General features: G+C 72.4%; 11 protein-coding genes and 1 pseudogene. 5 read left to right on the top strand and 7 right to left on the bottom strand.

Going from position 1 to position 16,514, the window contains the following annotated elements:
• Positions 1–13: 13 nt before the first annotated feature.
• Positions 14–1,144 carry an AAA family ATPase gene (locus KME66_RS00700; protein WP_216317830.1) on the top strand — a complete coding sequence of 377 codons (1,131 nt, stop codon included), beginning with the start codon at positions 14–16 and terminating at the stop codon, positions 1,142–1,144.
• Positions 1,141–4,029 carry a DUF5682 family protein gene (locus tag KME66_RS00705; protein ID WP_253208190.1) on the top strand — a complete coding sequence of 963 codons (2,889 nt, stop codon included), beginning with the start codon at positions 1,141–1,143 and terminating at the stop codon, positions 4,027–4,029. Before KME66_RS00700 ends, KME66_RS00705 begins: the two co-directional genes overlap by 4 nt.
• A gap of 58 nt (positions 4,030–4,087) precedes the next feature.
• Here the strand turns inward: KME66_RS00705 and KME66_RS00710 are convergent, their stop codons facing one another.
• Positions 4,088–4,852, bottom strand: a complete 765-nt coding sequence (locus KME66_RS00710; protein WP_216329003.1) for an SDR family oxidoreductase — start codon at positions 4,850–4,852, stop codon at positions 4,088–4,090.
• A gap of 260 nt (positions 4,853–5,112) precedes the next feature.
• Here KME66_RS00710 and KME66_RS00715 point away from each other — a divergent pair, with 260 nt between their 5' ends.
• Positions 5,113–6,000 (top strand): SIS domain-containing protein, encoded by an 888-nt coding sequence (locus tag KME66_RS00715; protein ID WP_216317832.1) that lies wholly within the window; start codon positions 5,113–5,115, stop codon positions 5,998–6,000.
• A gap of 76 nt (positions 6,001–6,076) precedes the next feature.
• The gene (locus KME66_RS00720; protein ID WP_216317834.1) at positions 6,077–6,946 is read left to right on the top strand and encodes a class II fructose-bisphosphate aldolase; all 870 of its coding nucleotides are present in this window, start codon (positions 6,077–6,079) and stop codon (positions 6,944–6,946) included.
• 120 nt (positions 6,947–7,066) lie between these two features.
• On the opposite strand, the pseudogene KME66_RS00725 reads toward KME66_RS00720, so the two are convergent.
• The 6 genes and pseudogenes from KME66_RS00725 to KME66_RS00750 form a co-directional block, all read right to left on the bottom strand.
• A pseudogene (locus KME66_RS00725) lies at positions 7,067–7,918 on the bottom strand (alkaline phosphatase family protein); the annotation flags it as partial.
• A 32-nt stretch (positions 7,919–7,950) separates the two neighbouring features.
• On the bottom strand, positions 7,951–8,988 hold the full coding sequence (locus KME66_RS00730) for a hydroxyacid dehydrogenase (RefSeq protein WP_216317836.1): 1,038 nt from the start codon (positions 8,986–8,988) through the stop codon (positions 7,951–7,953).
• Positions 8,985–9,923, bottom strand: coding sequence for a carbohydrate ABC transporter permease (locus KME66_RS00735; RefSeq protein WP_216317839.1), 939 nt, complete (start codon positions 9,921–9,923; stop codon positions 8,985–8,987). The genes KME66_RS00730 and KME66_RS00735 overlap by 4 nt, the downstream gene beginning before the upstream one ends.
• Positions 9,920–10,921, bottom strand: a complete 1,002-nt coding sequence (locus tag KME66_RS00740) for a carbohydrate ABC transporter permease (RefSeq protein ID WP_216317840.1) — start codon at positions 10,919–10,921, stop codon at positions 9,920–9,922. Before KME66_RS00740 ends, KME66_RS00735 begins: the two co-directional genes overlap by 4 nt.
• A gap of 77 nt (positions 10,922–10,998) precedes the next feature.
• Positions 10,999–12,303: a sugar ABC transporter substrate-binding protein gene (locus KME66_RS00745; protein ID WP_073224218.1), complete on the bottom strand. Its 1,305-nt coding sequence runs from the start codon at positions 12,301–12,303 to the stop codon at positions 10,999–11,001.
• A gap of 226 nt (positions 12,304–12,529) precedes the next feature.
• The gene (locus KME66_RS00750; RefSeq protein ID WP_216317843.1) at positions 12,530–13,651 is read right to left on the bottom strand and encodes a substrate-binding domain-containing protein; all 1,122 of its coding nucleotides are present in this window, start codon (positions 13,649–13,651) and stop codon (positions 12,530–12,532) included.
• 382 nt (positions 13,652–14,033) lie between these two features.
• Between KME66_RS00750 and KME66_RS00755 the strand changes: the two genes are divergently transcribed.
• Positions 14,034–16,448, top strand: a complete 2,415-nt coding sequence (locus KME66_RS00755) for a polysaccharide lyase 8 family protein (protein WP_216317845.1) — start codon at positions 14,034–14,036, stop codon at positions 16,446–16,448.
• Positions 16,449–16,514 lie beyond the last annotated feature (66 nt).

The following is a 16,514-nucleotide window of genomic DNA, read 5'->3' on the forward strand; positions in this document are numbered from 1 at the left end:
GAAAGGCCTTCCGATGTCCGACGTGTTGCGTGCCCCCGCCGAGACCAAGTACGCCGAGGAGCTCGACTGGCTGGAGTCGATCGACGACAGCCCCAAGCCGTTCTCCTGGCGGCTCTCCCCGAAGATGGTCCGGCTGTTCGTCCTGGGCTCCGAACGCGCCGACGGCCTGGACCGGGAGATCCCACAGAAGTGGTTCGGCGACCGGAGCTTCGTGGAACGCTCGATCGTCACCCTCGCCTCCGACCGGGGCCTGCTCCTGATAGGGGACCCCGGCACCGGGAAGAGCTGGCTGGCCGAGCTGCTGTCCGCCGCGATCTCCCGCAACTCCACGCTGGTGGTGCAGGGCACGGCCGGCACCACCGAGGACCACATCAAGTACGCATGGAACGTGTCCATGGTCATCGCCAAGGGGCAGTCGCGTGAGTCGATGATCCCGTCGCCGATCATGACCGCGATGGAGACGGGTGCCATCGGCCGCTTCGAGGAACTGACCCGTTCCACCAGCGACGTCCAGGACGCGCTGATCTCGATCCTCTCGGAGAAGTACATCTCGGTCCCCGAGTTGCAGGGCGACGGCACGGACACGGGCGACAACATCGTCTTCGCCAAGCCCGGCTTCTCGATCATCGCGACCGCCAACAGCCGCGACCGGGGTGTGAACGACCTGTCGTCCGCGCTGAAGCGCCGCTTCAACTTCGTGCGCATCCCGGTCGTGACGAACAAGAAGAGCGAGGCGGAGATCGTCCGCTTCCGCACCGAGGAACTGCTGCGGCGGCACGCGATCGACCTGGACGTGCCGCCGACGCTCCTGGACGTCCTGCTCCAGAGCTTCGCCGATCTGCGGGCCTCGGCCGTGGCCGCGGGCAGCGACGACGAGAAGCTGGAGTCCTCGCTGTCGACGGCGGAGCAGATCGGTGTGCTGGAGGACGCCGTCCTGCACAGCAACTTCTTCGGCGAGCGCACGCTGACCGCCCGGACCCTCGCCTCCTCGCTCGTCGGCTCCCTCGCCCGGCGCGACCCCGAGGACCTGGCCATCTTCAACAAGTACCTGCACGGTGTCGTCGAGCCGCGCAGCAAGCAGGAGGGCGGCTCCTGGCCGGAGTTCCTGGACGGCGGCCGCGACACGATCGCCACGCTGTCATGACCGGGTCTCCTCAGAACGCGCCCGGCCGGGCACCTTCCGCCAACGGGTCCGCCCCCGCGTCGACCAGCGCCGGGCAGGCGTCCTTCGCGGCGCTGCGCGAGCAGTTGCACGAGGCCGCGACCGCCTTCGCCGACGGTCCCGGCGCCCTGGAGGGCATCCTCCTCGGCATGGTCGACGACGTGGACCGGGCGGTGCGCGAGCCGCTGGAGATCTTCCCGGTCTGTCATCACTCACCCGCCTCCGCGCTCGCCATGGCCCGCCGACTGCGCGAGAAGCAGCCCAAGGTCGTGTATCTGGAGCTGTGCGAGGACATGGCGCCGCTCCTGGGCGAGCTGCGCAACTGCCGCCTTCCGGTGGCGGTCCAGGCCTTCGCGAGCGACGTCGACGGGTTCCCCGCCGAGTGGGCGCCGCTGTCGGTCGTCGCCCCGGTCACCGAGGCGTCCGCCGAGTACCAGGCCATCGCGTACGCGCTGGACACCCCCGGTGTCGAGCTGGTCCTCGTCGACCGGTCCTCGGACCATGTCTTCCAGTGGGACGGCCGCCACGGCGAGCGCGCTTCGCAGGAGGCGTCCGCCGCGGCGGACGGGGGGCCGGAGCCCGAAGCCGAGCTGCACGGTGAGGCGGTCGGCGTGGGGATCGGCGACCTGCGGCCCCGCTTCGCCGAGCTGGAGGAGCATCTGCTGCGCCACGGCAAGGTGCGGCACTGGTCGGAGTGGTGGCACCAGTACGTCGAGGTGCCGCTCGGCGACAGCGATCATGAGGCCTACCGCCAGGTGATGTTCCTCGTCGGCAGCCTGTTCCGGCGGCTCGCCCCCGGCGACGGGGACCGGGTCCGGGTGGACGAGGACCGTGAACGGTACATGTGGACCCGGATCCGCGAGCATCTGGCGGCCGGGGAGGCGGACCCGGAGGACTGCCTGTATGTGTGCGGCGCCTTCCACGCGGCGAGCCGGGTCGAGGAGTTCGGGGTGGCGGGCGGAGGAACGTTCACCATCTCCCCCCGGTCCGCCACCACCTGGCAGCACGGGCTGATCCCGTCCAGCCACGCGGCGATCGAGGCGCAGTTCGGGCTGGCCCCGGGATCGGTGTCGATCGCCGCGACGCAGTGGGCGAAGAACCTCAAGCGCACCCGGGTACAGCCCTACCGGCTGGCCGGGCAGGACGGCGCGAAGAAGCCCCGCGCGACGAAGAAGGCCGCCCCCGCCGTGGCCGCTCCCCCGCCGGAGGCGGCCGACGACCGGCTCTCCGGGTTCCTGCGGCGGCCACCGGTCCTCGACACGCTGGACGAGGCCGAACTGCTGGGCTGGTCGGTCGACATCGTGCGCGCGGCACGGCGCAGCGGCTATCAGGCGTCGACCGCCGACGCCATCGCGGTGTTCGAGACGTCGATCCTGCTCGCCGGGATGCGGGACCGGGCCAGACCCACCCCGTACGACTTCCAGGACGCGGCGGTCACCTGCATCGAGAAGGACGCGGTGCCGGGCCGGCGCGATGTGCGGCGCCTCGTCGAGATCATGATGGGCGGCGACCGGACCGGCCGGGTCGGTTACGACGCGCTGCCGCCGCTGGCCCGCGATGTGCACGACCGGCTCGCCCCGCTGGAGCTGAAGCTCCAGCAGCGGGGAGTGCGGCGTGCCCTGCTGGACCTGAACTCCCGCCCGGAGCTGGCGGCCTGCTCGGACGTGCTGTGGATGCTGCGCCGGCTGATGCCGCACGGCGCGGCACGGCCGATCATGGGTGAGCGCCGGCTCGGCGAGCGGTCGCTCCAGGAGTCGTGGGACCTGGCGCTGGGCACTCATCAGCGGGCACTCATCGAGCTCGGGTACGAGGGCGTGAGCATCGAGCAGGTCCTCGAACAGCGGCTGCGCCGCGATGCGTACGGGCCGCGGGCGACGACGGCGGGCGTCCTCGCCGCCGTCGAGGACGCCACGCTGTATGTCGGCGGCCGGCGGCTCGCCGACGAGCTGGGCGCCCGTGCCCTGGAGGTCCTCGCCGCCGAGCGGACGGTGGACGGAGCCCCGGAGGTGCTGCGCCGGGTGCGGGCGCTGCTGGCGTACTACCGGACCGCCGAGCCGGTGCTGCCGCCGTGGGTGGAGTCGTTCGTCAAGGCCGGCTACGCGCACTACTGCACCTTGCTGCCGACCGCGTTCACCGACGAGGACGCGACCGTGGGACAGGTGGCGGCGATGCTGGGCTTCCTGTTCAGCATGGAGGGTCTCGCGTTGTCCCTGGGCTGCGACCGGGCCCAGCTGGAGCTGGCCGTCGCCCAGTCCCGCCCCACGGACCCGGAGCGGACCGCGCTCCTGTGGGCGGCGCAGGTGCAGCTCGGCGCCCTGTCGCGGGCCGGTCTGCGGGAGCGCTGCGGCGCGTTGCTGGCCAACCCGCTGGTGGTGCCCGCCTATCCGCGCTATCTGAGCGGCTTCGTGCACGCGTTGGTGCCGGTGCCGGGGCTGTCGGACGTGGTGGTGGAGGCCGTGTCCAACGCGTTCGGGCGGCTGCCGGACCCGGTTCTGCTGCCGTGGCTGCCGAGTCTGATCACGACCCTGCGTGCCGGAGCCGCGGATCTGGCCCCGGTGCTGATCCGGGAAGCGGGGCGCGTCTTCCCGGCCCGGCTCGCGGCACTGGACACGTGGGTGCCGCCGTGGCGGGAGGCGCCGGAGGGGGACGCGCCGGACGGCGGGGTACGGGCGGCCGGCGCCGGGGGCCGTGGCGCCGCTCTGCTCTTCGCACACCCGGGGACGCTGGACGCGGTCGCGGAGCTGCTGGGCTGCGACGGCACGTGGGCCGATCCCGACGGGGACCCCTCGGGCCCGGCCGGTGCGGCGCTGACGTCGCGTCACCCTGATTCCGCGATCGCGTGGGAGTCGCTGCTCCCGGGCGCGTGAGGGCGGTGCGCGGTGCCGGGGCGGTCGAAGCCGCCCCGGCACCGGCCGGTCCGCCGTCTCAGAGCCCGATGCCGCCCGTGGCGTCGATGCTCTGTCCGGTGACCCAGCGGGAGTCCTCCGAGGCGAGGAAGGCCACGACGTCGGCGATGTCGGACGGCTGGCCCAGGCGGCCGAAAACGGAGTGCGCGGCCAGAACCGCCGCGGCCTCCGGCGTCTCACGTCGCCGGGCGTTCATGTCGGTCTCCACGAAGCCGGGCACCACGGTGTTCGCCGTGATGCCGCGCTCCGCCACTTCCTTTGCCACCGCAAGCGTCAGCGTCTCCAGCGCCCCCTTGGTCATGGCGTAGGTCACGGACTCCGGAAAGGAGCGGTGGGCGGCGGCCGACGAGATGTTGATGATCCGGCCTCGGTCACGCATCAGGGCCAGACCCTGCTGGATGAGGAAGAGCGGCGCTTTCACGTTCACCGCGAACAGGCGGTCGAAGACTTCCGGCGAGGCGTCGCCTATGCGCCCCGATCCGCTCACACCGGCGTTGTTGACCAGAATGTCCAGCGCCGGTTCCTCTCCCCGGTCCGCCATTCCCGCCCGGAACGCCTCGTACAGGGTTTCGACGTCTCCCGGCACCCCCAGCAGGGATCCCACCGCGAAAGCCCGTCCGCCCGTGTGCGTGATCCCCGCGACCACTTCCCGGGCCGCCTCCGCCCGCATGCCGTAGTGAACGGCGACCAAGGCGCCGTCGCGTGCGAGCCGCCGGGCGATCGCCCGGCCGATTCCCCGGCTGGCGCCCGTGACCAGGGCGACTTTTCCCGTCAGCGAACCCATGAATCGTTCTCCCTGGCTCGACCCTTCCGCAGCTGTCGCGAAACGCCACCACCCTACCCATCCGCCGGGACCGAATGCGCGATCGCGAAGTGGCACCCATCTCACGATCGCCGGTGGGGACCGGCCCTCGCCGGATCCCGCAGGCCGGGCGGGGCGGCCGCGCCGGACGTGCGGACCTGACGCGCATCTGCTTGATAATGCTTGAAACGCGCGCTTAATATGCAGCTTCGAGCATCGATCGCCGCGATCAGGGAGCACAGATGACGCACGTGGCTCAGGAGCTGGCCAGCCAGCCCGACTGCTGGCAGGTCGCCGCCGGTATGGCGGACGGACTGGCCCACCGGCTTCCGGCCGCGGGCGAGCGCATCGCCGTGGTCGGCTGCGGGACCTCGTTCTTCATGGCCCAGGCCTACGCCGCCCTTCGGGAGGGCAGCGGCCAGGGCGAGACCGACGCCTTCGCCGCCTCGGAGTTCCCGGCCGGACGGCCCTACGACCGGGTGGTGGCCCTGAGCCGCTCCGGCACCACGACGGAGGTGATCGGACTCCTGGGCCGGATCGGTGACACGACCCGTCGCACGGTGGTCATCGGCGACCCCGACACCCCGATGGCCGCGCTGGCCGACGACACGATCGTGCTCGAGTTCGCCGACGAGAAGTCCGTCGTGCAGACCCGCTTCGCGACATCCGCGCTGACCCTCCTCCGGGCCCATCTGGGTCTGCACAGCGACGCGGTCGTCGAGGACGCCCAGGTCGCGCTCGCCGAGCCGCTGCCCGCCGGTCTGGTGGAGTGCAGCCAGTTCACCTTCCTCGGGCAGGGGTGGAGCGTGGGGCTCGCCAACGAGGCGGCGCTGAAGATGCGCGAGGCCGCGCTCGCCTGGACCGAGGCGTACCCGGCGATGGAGTACCGGCACGGTCCGATCAGCATCTCCACCCGCTCCACCGCGACCTGGATGCTCGGTCAGGCCCCCTCCGGGCTGATGGACGAGGTGCACGCGACCGGCGCCCGCTGGGTGGCCGGGGGCCTCGACCCGCTGGCGGAGCTGGTCCGGGTGCAGCGGCTGGCACTAGCCGTCGCGAACGCGCGCGGCCTCGACCCGGACCGGCCGCGCCACCTCACCCGCTCGGTCATCCTCAGCAGCACGGCCTGAGCCGGCAGCACGGCCCGACGCACCGGGCCGCCCCCTCCCCCGCCCACCGGTCCTCAGTCCCCATCACGGAGTCGACATGTCCCTCGCAGCCACCGGCGATCTGATCGCCGAGGCCGCCGCACAGCACCGTGCGGTCGCCGCGTTCAACGTCATCACCCTGGAGCACGCGGAGGCCATCGCCGAGGGGGCGGAGACGGCGGGATCGCCGGTGATCCTGCAGATCAGCGAGAACGCCGTCGCCTATCACCGGGGCCGGCCGCGGCCGATCGCGCGCGCCGCGGCGGAGATCGCGGACCAGGCAGCCGTCCCCGTCTCCCTGCACCTCGACCATGTGCAGTCGCCGGAGCTGCTGCACCGGGCGGCGGACTGCGGGTTCAGTTCGGCGATGTTCGACGCGGCGCGGCTGCCGTACACGGAGAATCTGGCGGCCACCCGCGCCGCCGTCGTCTGGGCGCACGAGCGGGGCCTGTGGCTGGAGGCCGAGCTCGGTCAGGTCGGCGGGAAGAACGGGGAGCCGCCCCTGAACGCCCATGCGCCCGGGGCCCGTACGGATCCCGACGAGGCGCGGTCGTTCGTCGAGGCCACCGGGGTCGACGCGCTGGCGGTGGCGGTCGGCACCTCGCACGCCATGACGTCGCGGGACGCCGTCATCGACCACGGCCTGCTGGGCGGCCTGCGTGCGGCGGTGCCGGTTCCGCTGGTGCTGCACGGTTCGTCCGGGGCCTCCGACGAGGAGCTGGCGCGCGCCGTGGCGGGCGGGATCCGCAAGGTGAACATCGGGACAGCGCTGAACATCGCGATGACCGGAGCGATACGGGAGCGGCTGGCCCAGGACGACCGGGGCGTGGACCCGCGCCGGTATCTGGCGGACGGCCGGGACGCGATGGCCCGCACGGTGGCCCGGCTGATGGCGGTGCTGGCCACGGGGCGGGCGCACGCCGCGTGACCACGAGGACGCCGGGGCCGGGCGGGCGCGCCGCCCAGCGGCCCCGGCGTCCTGATGTCGTCACGTCACCCCGGCCGCTCCGGCCCCCCTTCCCGTAGCAGGGCCGTGAGGGAGCGCGCCGCGCGGCACCGTCGGTATCCGGCGGCCGTCGAGCGTCCAGTGCGCGTCGGGCGTACGGTCCAGGGCCGCGTACACCTGGGCGGCGACGTCCTCGTGCCGGACGGGGCGGGCGGGGCGCGCGCCGGCGGTGGTGTCCGGGCCCGCGCAGGCGAGCCAGGCGGTGCGTTCGGCCGGGCTGCCGCCGCCGTGGCCTCCCTCGTCCCGGTGCCCGTGGTCGGTGACGACGAGGACGGTCCAGGCCTCGTCCTCATGGCGGGGCCGGGCGCGCAGGGCCGCGAGAAGGCCGCCCAGGCGCCGGTCGGCCGCCTCGACCGATGCCTCGTACGCGTCGCCGCAGCCCAGGTGGTGGGCGGTCTCGTCGGGGGCGCCGAGGTAGATGAAGGACGCCTCGGGGTCCTCGTGGGTGAGGACGGCCACGGCGTCCCGCACGGTCGCGGCGTCGGCCTCCTCCCAGGCGGCAGGTGTGTCGGCGGCCGGTGCGTGGTGGGTGAGCCGGGTGGGGCGGCGGAACATCGGGCCGCCGTCGGCGACGGTGACCAGCGGTTGCCAGGCGGCGGCGACATAGGTGCGACGGCCGTCCTGGCGGGCCAGGCGAGTGGCGAAGTCCGGGAAGACGCCGAGGCGGTGGCCGCGGAAGTCGTTGCCCCACACCGCGTGCTTGGTGACGCGGACGCCGGTGACGACGGTGGCCCAGCACGGGCCCGACATGGTGGGGGTGTCCTCCCCCACGGTCACCGGGGCCAGGAACCCGGCGTCGGCCACCGCGTCGAGGTGCGGGGTGGACGCCCGGCGCAGGGTGTCGAGGCGCACTCCGTCGATGCCGACGAGGAGCACACGGCGGGCTCGGGACATGGCAGGCCTTCCGGAGAGGTACGGGGACGGGGTCAGGCCTGCTGGTGCAGGGTGCGGGGGTCCACCGCATGGGCGAAGGGCAGGCCGTGCGCGTACCGTTCGAGTTCGTCGACGGCGGCGTCGGCCAGCCGGTGGAGCTCGCCGCCCTGCGAGCCGGCGATGTGCGGCGTGAGCAGGACGTTCGGCAGGTCGTACAGGGGCGAGTCGGCGGGCAGGACCTCTGGTTCCGTATGGTCGAGTACGGCGTGCAGGCGTCCGGTGACCACTTCCTTCACCAGCGCATCGGTGTCCACCAGGGAGCCGCGGGCGGTGTTGACGAGAGTCGCCCCGTCCCGCATCAGCGCGAGGCGCGAGGCGTCGAACAGGTGTCGGGTGGCAGGGAGTTCGGGCGCGTGGATGGTGACGACGTCGCTCCCGGCCGCCAGCGCGTCGAGTCCGGCGCGCTCCACGCCAAGGGCGCGGGCGTCGGCATCGTCGAGGTACGGGTCGTGCACCAGGACGCGCAGGTCGTAGGGGCGCAGCAGTTCGATGACGCGGCGGCCGATGCGGGAGGCGCCGACGATGCCGACAGTGCGGCGGTAGTTGCCGGCGCCGGGGAACCGCCTGAGGACGTTCACCCGGGAGCGTGCTTCGCGGTAGACGCGGGCGCTCTCCAGGATGTTCTTGTTGGCGAAGAGGATCGCGGCGACCGTGTACTCGGCGACCGGGAAGGCGTTGGCCGCCGCGGCGGTGCTCACGGTGATGCCCCGGTCCCATACGTCCTGGGTGATGTGGTGCTTGACGGAGCCGGCGGCATGGACGACCGCGCGCAGCCGGGGCATGGCGCGCAGGGCGGCCGGGTCGAGCCGGGGGCAGCCCCAGCCGGTGAACAGGACCTCGGCCTCGTGGAGTGTGGTGCGCTGGGCGGGGTCGTCGGCGCCGAAATCGGTGACGAGGAGTGCGGGATCGAGGTCGGCGACGCGCACGAGCCGGTCCAGGGCCGCGGGGGCGAGGACCGCGGCCCGGGTCTCGCCGCTCATCGCGAGGACGGTGCGGGGGCGGGTCACCCGGGGCGTGGCGGAGGGGGTCACTTGACGGCTCCTGCGGTGAGGCCCGAGCGCCAGAAGCGCTGGAGGCAGAGGAAGGCGACGATCAGGGGGACGACGGCGACGAGGGAGCCGATGATGACCAGGGGGTAGAGCTCCGGCTGCTGGTAGACGTTCTGGTTCCACATGAACAGGCCCAGGTTGACCGGGTAGAGCCGGTCGTCGTTGAGCATCATGAGCGCGCCGTAGAAGTTGTTCCAGCTCGCGGTGAAGGAGAACAGGAAGATGGTCACGAAGCCGGGCGCGAGCATCGGCAGGGCGACCTTGGCGAAGGTCTGTATCTCCCCGGCTCCGTCGACCCGGGCGGCTTCGAGGACCTCGCCCGGCACGTACCCCTCGGAGAAGACGCGGGCCAGGTAGACGCCGAAGGGGTTGACGAGGCCGGGGATGAGGACGGCCCAGTAGGTGTTGACGAGGCCCAGTTCGGAGGCCATCAGGTAGAGCGGGAGCTGGACGACGGTCGAGGGGATGAGGACGCCGACGAGGACGACCCCGAACCACTTCTCCCGGCCGCGGAAGGCGTACTTGTCGAAGGCGTATCCGCAGGCGACGGAGATCAGGGTGGAGAGGAGGGAGGCGACGACGGTGTAGAGGAGGCTGTTGAGCATCCAGCGGACGAAGATGCCGTCGTTGTGGTCGATCAGGGCGTTCAGGTTGGCCAGGAGGTGGAAGTCGCCGACGCTGAACGGGTTGGTGGCGAACAGGTCCCGGTAGCTCTTGGTGGAGGCGATGAGGAGCCAGGTCAGCGGCATCAGCGTGTAGACGGCCACGACGGCGAGCACGGCGTTCACCGCCACCCGGGAGGTGAGGCCGCCGGTACGGCTCCGGCGCGTGGGCGGCCGGGGTGCGGTGCGGCGCGCGGTCCCGTAGCCCCGGGCGGCGGCGGTCGGTGCCCCGCGGTTGGCTGTCTGGATGCTCATGAGGCCTTCCACCGGTTGCCGAGCTTGGTGACGACGAAGGACAGCAGGCCGGCGACGAGGGCGAGCAGCAGGGAGCTCGCGGCGGCCAGGCCGTAGTCGTGGCCCTTGAAGGCCACGGTGTAGATGAACATGGTCGGCGACCAGTCCTCGCCCATGGTGTTGGCGCGGAGCTGGACGAGCTTGGGGGCGTCGAAGAGCTGGATGGCGCCGACACAGGTGAACAGCAGGGTCAGCACGACGGTCGGCCGGATCATCGGGACCTTGACCTGGAGGGCGGTGCGCAGGGCGCCGGCTCCGTCGACGGTCGCGGCTTCCAGGACCTCACGGGGGACGGCCTGGAGGCCCGCGTAGAAGATGATCATGTTGTAGCCGGTCCACTGCCACGCGGAGATGTTGACGACGGAGAGGACCGCCTCGTCCTCGCCGAAGAAGTTCCACTGCGCGCCGAGCGCGTCGAGGGCGTCGGTGACGGGGCTGAGGCCCGGTGTGTAGAGGTAGAGCCAGATCAGCGAGGCGATCAGGCCGGGCACCGCGTGCGGCAGGAAGTAGGCGATCTGGAAGAAGCGCTTGGCCCGGGCCAGGGACGAGTCGACGAGCAGGGCCAGGACGAGGGCGCCGCCGACCATCGCGGGGATGTAGAGGGCGCAGTAGAGGGCGATGTTCCCGAAGGAGCGCAGGAACGCCTCGTCGCCGAGGGCTTCGGTGAAGTTGCCGAATCCGGCGAAGACGCGCTCGGTGCCCCCGAATCCCAGGCCGGAGGATTCCTCACGGTAGAGGCTCATCCAGGCCGCGTAGATCATCGGCAGGACGGTGACGGCGGCGAAGAGCGCGAAGAACGGGACGGTGAACAGGGCGACGGCCCGGCGCTGTCCGCGTCGTGCGCCGGGGCCGCCGGGCGCGCCGTGCTTTCCCGGCCCGGCGGAACCGGCAGGTCCGGCGGGCGGCGGCACGGCCGGTGGTGCCGGGGTCTTGGCCGGCCGGGCGAGTGGGGCTGCCACCTGGTGCTCCTTCGGCGGGGTGGGGACGGTACGGGGACGGGGCGGCCCGGCGCGGCGGGCGCCGGGCCGCCGTGGGGCTACTTGTCGAGCTTCAGCCCGCGGTCGGTGACGGCGCTCTCGCCCTTCGCCTGTCCGGTGCTCAGCATCTTGGTGTGGTCGGCGCCCGCGGCCATCTGTACCGAGGTGACCTGCTGCTGGACCGGGCCCCAGGTCCAGCCGGGCACGATGGTGGCGGCGGCCTCACCGGCCAGGGCGTAGACGTCCTGGTCCCCGAAGTAGGAGTTGTCGAACTGCTTCGCCGCGGCGGCGCGCATGCCCTCGTTGGCGGGCAGGGCGCTGCTGGGGGCCTTGAGGGAGCTGAGGCGGGCGGTCATGGCCTCCGGGTCGGTGGTGACCCACTTGATGAACTCGGCTGCGGCCTCGATGTGTTCGCTGCCCTTGGGCACGATGTAGGAGGTTCCGCCGTACATTCCGGTGCTCGCCTCGCCGTCCCAGGTGGGCAGGGGGGCTATGCCCCACTTGCCGCGGGAGTCGGGGTAGCTGACGGGGAAGTTCCCGGCGCTCCAGGCGGCGCCGATGATGGTGGCGACCTTGCCGGTGGCGCGCTCCTTGTTCTCGCCCTCGCCCCAGAGCGGGGTCCTGGAGGCGAGACCGTCGGCGAGGAGGCCGTCCCAGTAGGCGGCGACCTTGCGGGAGGCCGGGTCGTCGATGTCGACCTTCCAGGCGTCGCCGTTGGTGCCGTACCACCGGGCGCCGGCCTGCCAGGCGAGGCCGGAGAGCAGGGCGGGATCGCCACCGCCGAAGTTGGTGATGGTGACGTCGGGGTCGCCGGCGTGGATCTTCTCGGCGGCCGTACGGTACGCGGCCCAGGTCGTCGGCACGTCCACGCCGTGCTTCGCGAACAGGTCCTTGCGGTAGAAGAGCTGGATCGGTGTCACGTCGAAGGGGACGGCCCAGGTGGAGCCGCCGAGGTTGACCAGGGACTGGACGGCCTCGGGGAACTCCTTCTCGACGAGGTCGCCGGAGCTGGGGGTGAGGTTCTCCAGGTTGCCCTCGCTGGCGTACTCGGGCAGGGCGGAGTAGTCCATCGTCGCCACGTCGGGGGCGTTGCCGCCCTTGACCGCGTTGGACAGTTTCGTGACGCCCTCGGGGCCGGCGGGCACCATGGAGAACTTCACCTTGATGTCGGTACGCGTCTTGTTGAAGGCGTCGGCGGTCTCCTTGGCGCCCGCGGTGGCCGACCAGAAGGTGAGAGTGACGGGCTTGCCGTCCCCGGCGCCCGAGGCGTCCGAGCCCGAGCCGCCGCAGGCGGTGACCAGCAGGGCGAGTGAGGCGGCGGACGCCGCGAGGGCGAGGCGGGACGTGCGGGCGGTACAGGGCATGGGCCGGCTCCTACGAAACCTCGGGCTGCGGGAGATGAGGTGAACGGCACACATCTTTTTGCGCAGAACCGATCGCAGTCAAGAGCGAATGAGCAATTCAATCAAATCGATCACTCATCGGTCCGGAGCTCGGGCACGGCGCCGATCGGCCCCGGCACCGCGAAAAGCTCTGCCGCCAGGACCTGCTGACCCGCGGCGCGGTCCGCGCGGCGCGGCGCCCTCCGCGTCAGGGAGCAGCGGCGGCCCCGCAGGAGACCCGGACCCGCAGGGTGGGCAGGATGTCCAGATGCCGACGGGCGCCGGCGTACGGGCCCGTCGCGTCCGCCGCGCCGCGGCGGTCGGCGCCGAGGCGGGACAGCAGGAGGCGGGCCGCGGCGGCGCCCACGGCATGCTTGTCGGGGGCCACCGCGGTGAGCGGCAGATCGGCGAGCGAGGCGACCTCGTCGTCGTACGCGATCACCGCGAGGTCCTCGGGCACCCGCACTCCCCTGGCCTGGAGCCGGGGGATGAGGACGATCGCGTCGGCATCGCTGTGCACGATCGCGGCGGTCACGTTGCCGCTCGCCACGCCCTGGCACAGGTACTCCAGGGTCCGCTCGAACCGATCGGCCTCGGACTGCGGCAGGGCCTCGTCCAGCGGCGAGGACGACACCGGGGTCAGGCCCAGCGCGTCCACGGCTGCCCGGTAGCCGACCCGGAGCCGGGGAGCGGTCGGGCTGTCCTGCACAGCGAGCGCGATCGCCCGGTGTCCGAGCCCGGCCAGGTGGGCCACCGCTTCGGCGGCCCCGTGCGCGTGGTCCGAGCGCACCCGGTCCAGGCGCGCCGCCGGATGGCCGAGGGGAGCCGAGCGTTCCACCAGGACGACCGGGATGTCCTGCTCCGCCGCCCATACCCCCTCGCCCTGCTCGGGACAGCCGCGCTCCCAGCTCGGGGTGAGCAGCAGTCCGTCGGCGCCGGTGGACAGCAGCCGCCGGGCCTGGGCGGCGTCCTCGTCGGGGAGGTAGCGGGAGAGCCCGATCGTCAGCCGGGCGCCAGCGGCCTCGACGGCCTGCCGGGCGCCGCGCACCACGTCCGCGTAGTAGTACTCGGTGGTCGGCACCACCATGCCCACCACCAGCCCCTCGGCGGACGGCGCGGAGGCCGGGGCGGGCCGGGACTGCCCCGCCGGCCACACCACCGCACCGTGCAGCCGCTCCACGAGCCCCTGGGCCGCCAGCGCCTCGACGTCCCGGCGCAGGGTGACGGCGGACATACCGAGCTCCTCGGCGAGTTCGGCGACGCGCAGGCTGCCGCGCTCGCGGACGAGTTCGAGCACCCGCTCGTGGCGCTGGTCGACGTGCAGTCGCATGGATCCCCCTGGACTCGGAGACGGCTGGGCTCTGGAAACGGCGCACCGGTGGCGGAAGCGCGGGGATTGCGGACCCCGGGGCGACCGCCGTCCGGCCTGGCTCAACCATATCGATCGCATCCGCTCGAAACGATCCGAGCGGTGGTTTGCACGGAAGCACGGAGTGCGCGCCGATTCCGCCGTGGAGAGGTCCCGCACAAGCCATGGAGCGATCGATACGATCAATTCAGCCAAAGTCATTGAGCGTGTCGTCTGGTGGCTGCTAGAAAGTGCCCGCCCGCTCAGAACAGTCGGATCCCGGGACTGTGCGGCATCCGCCTCTCCGGTGCCCACCGCCCACCGGGTTCCCGCCGGAGACACGTCACCGACCCGGAGCTCTCCCATGACTTCTGCCTGGTCCCGCCGTACCTTCCTGGCCACCTCCGCGGCGCTCACCGCCGCGAGCGGGGGCGCGCTGATGCTCGCCGCGCCCCAAGCCGCCTCCGCCGCACCCGCGGACGATCCGTTCGCCGCGCTCCGCACCACGTGGAGCACGCTGATCCTCGGCGAGGGGTTCAGCCCGACCGCGGAGCCCTTCAGGAGCCGGCTGGCCGCTCTCGGCGAGGAGGCGTCGCAGTGGCTGGAGACGATGGCCCCGGCGGAGGGCTCGCTGTGGCCCGACGCCGTCTTCGCGGATCCGGACCCGGACACGGACCCCGAGTCGTACGTCTTCTCGGGGCGGATGGCCACCAGCTTCATCCGCCTCGCCACCCTGGCTCAGGCCTACCGCCGGCCGGGAACCGGGCTGACCGGGGACAGCGCCCTGCGCGACGCGGTGCTCACCGGCCTGGAGCACCTCAACACCCAGGTCTACAACGACGGGCAGACCCGGTACGGCAACTGGTACAGCTGGCAGATCGGTGCGCCCCAGGCCCTGCTGGACGTGTGCGTCCTGATGTACGACGCGATCACCCCGGAGGCACGCGCACGCTACTGCGCCGCCGTCGACCATTTCGTACCGGACTCAGCCGTCGCCTCGTACACGGGGACCAGCACCGGGGCGAACCGCGTCGACCTGTGCCGGGTACTGGCCCTGCGCGGGGTGGTCGGCGGGACCGCGGCGAAGATCGCGCTGGCCCGCGACGCGCTCTCCCCGGTCTTCCCGCTGGTGACGAAGGGCGACGGGCTCTACGCCGACGGCTCGTTCATCCAGCACACCACCGTGCCCTACACCGGGAGCTACGGGTCGGTGATGCTCGGCGGGCTCGGGCTGCTGTTCGCGCTGCTGAAGGGGACCGCCTGGGAGGTCACCGACCCGCAACGGCAGGTGGTGTTCGACGCGGTGGAGAACGCCTGGGCCCCGTTCCTCTACAACGGCCTGGTCATGGACTCCGTGGCGGGGCGCGCGATCAGCCGGGGCGGGCTCGACGACCACCGGCGCGGGCACCCCGTCATGGCCTCGATCCTGCTGCTGGGGCAGGGCGCGTCGGCCGCGGAGAACGCCCGGTGGCGGGCGCTCGTCAAAGGCTGGGCACAACGCGACTACTACAGCCCCCCGTTGAGCAACCCGTTGCTCGGGCTCACCGCGCTGGCCCGGATCAAGAACGTCCTGGACGACACCTCGCTCACCCCGATCGCCGAACCGACGGGCCACCGGCTCTTCCCCGACATGGCGCGGGGCACCCACCGCCGTCCGGGCTGGGCGGCGTCGCTGAGCATGGCCGACCGGCGGATCACCTACTACGAGACCGGCAACGGCGAGAACCTGCGCGGCTGGCACACCGGAAGCGGGATGCTCTACTGGTGGGGCGACACCTTCGCCAACGGCCAGTACAGCGACGCGTTCTGGCCCACCGTCGATCCGTACCGGCTGCCCGGCACCACGGTCTCGCGCACGGTGCTCGCCGACGGGGCGGGCGGTGACTGGGGCGTCGCGCTCCCCGATGTGAACTGGGTCGGCGGGGTCACCGACAGCAAGCGCGCCGCCGTGGGGCAGTACCTCAAGGGTCTGTCCAGCACGCTGATGGCGAAGAAGTCGTGGTTCTTCCTCGACGACACGGTGGTGTGTCTGGGCGCGGGCATCCACGGCCGCGACGGCGCGCCCGTGGAGACCACGGTCGACAACCGCAATCTGGGGCCGACGGGCAACGCCCCGTTCACCGTCGACGGCTCGGCGAAACCGGTCGCCGCCCCCTGGTCCGCGACGCTGTCCGGCGTGTCCTGGGCGCACCTGGCCGGGCACGGGGGTTACGTGTTCCCTGGCGGGTCCACCGTGAAGGCGCTGCGGGAGAACCGGACGGGGCGCTGGCGCGACATCAACCGGGCGGGCTCCACCGATCCGCTCACCCGGAAGTACCTCACTCTCTGGTTCGACCACGGCACGGATCCGTCGGACGCCGGTTACGCGTACCAGCTCCTGCCCGGCGCGTCCGAACAGCGCACGGCGGCGCGGGCGGCGGACGGCGGCTGGCTGCGCGTGCTCGCCAACACGGACGACCAGCAGGGGGTGGCGGTGCCTTCGCTCGGGCTGACGGCGGTCAACTTCTGGTTCGGCGGGAGCGTCGGGCCGCTGGTGGCGGACGCCCCGTGCTCGGTGATGGTGACCGAGCACGCCGACGGCACGGCGACGGTGTGCGTGAGCGACCCCATGCGGATGCGCACCGGCCTCGCCCTCACCTGGAACCGGGCTGTCACCTCGGTCGTGTCGAAACCGGCGACGGTGACATCGGCGGCCACGGGAGCGTCGCTGCGCCTCGTCTTCGGCGATCTGTCCGGGACACGCGGGGCGACACAGACGGTCAGGGTGCGACTGACCTGAGCGAACGCCGTCACGCAGGGGTGTTCGGCCGCCCCTCGGTCCGGCGGACACCGAAGTCCACGGCCC

Source organism: Streptomyces sp. YPW6 (assembly GCF_018866325.1).
In the GTDB taxonomy this organism is placed as follows: Bacteria; Actinomycetota; Actinomycetes; order Streptomycetales; family Streptomycetaceae; genus Streptomyces.

What these genes read in the sequence shown, in the direction of transcription:
- KME66_RS00705 (WP_253208190.1), top strand. Translation starts at nt 1,141, where the DNA reads ATGACCGGGTCTCCTCAGAACGCGCCCGGCCGGGCACCTTCCGCCAAC.
- KME66_RS00720 (WP_216317834.1), top strand. Translation starts at nt 6,077, where the DNA reads ATGTCCCTCGCAGCCACCGGCGATCTGATCGCCGAGGCCGCCGCACAG.
- KME66_RS00700 (WP_216317830.1), top strand. Translation starts at nt 14, where the DNA reads ATGTCCGACGTGTTGCGTGCCCCCGCCGAGACCAAGTACGCCGAGGAG.
- KME66_RS00710 (WP_216329003.1), bottom strand. Translation starts at nt 4,852, where the DNA reads ATGGGTTCGCTGACGGGAAAAGTCGCCCTGGTCACGGGCGCCAGCCGG.
- KME66_RS00745 (WP_073224218.1), bottom strand. Translation starts at nt 12,303, where the DNA reads ATGCCCTGTACCGCCCGCACGTCCCGCCTCGCCCTCGCGGCGTCCGCC.
- KME66_RS00735 (WP_216317839.1), bottom strand. Translation starts at nt 9,923, where the DNA reads ATGAGCATCCAGACAGCCAACCGCGGGGCACCGACCGCCGCCGCCCGG.
- KME66_RS00750 (WP_216317843.1), bottom strand. Translation starts at nt 13,651, where the DNA reads ATGCGACTGCACGTCGACCAGCGCCACGAGCGGGTGCTCGAACTCGTC.
- KME66_RS00755 (WP_216317845.1), top strand. Translation starts at nt 14,034, where the DNA reads ATGACTTCTGCCTGGTCCCGCCGTACCTTCCTGGCCACCTCCGCGGCG.
- KME66_RS00715 (WP_216317832.1), top strand. Translation starts at nt 5,113, where the DNA reads ATGACGCACGTGGCTCAGGAGCTGGCCAGCCAGCCCGACTGCTGGCAG.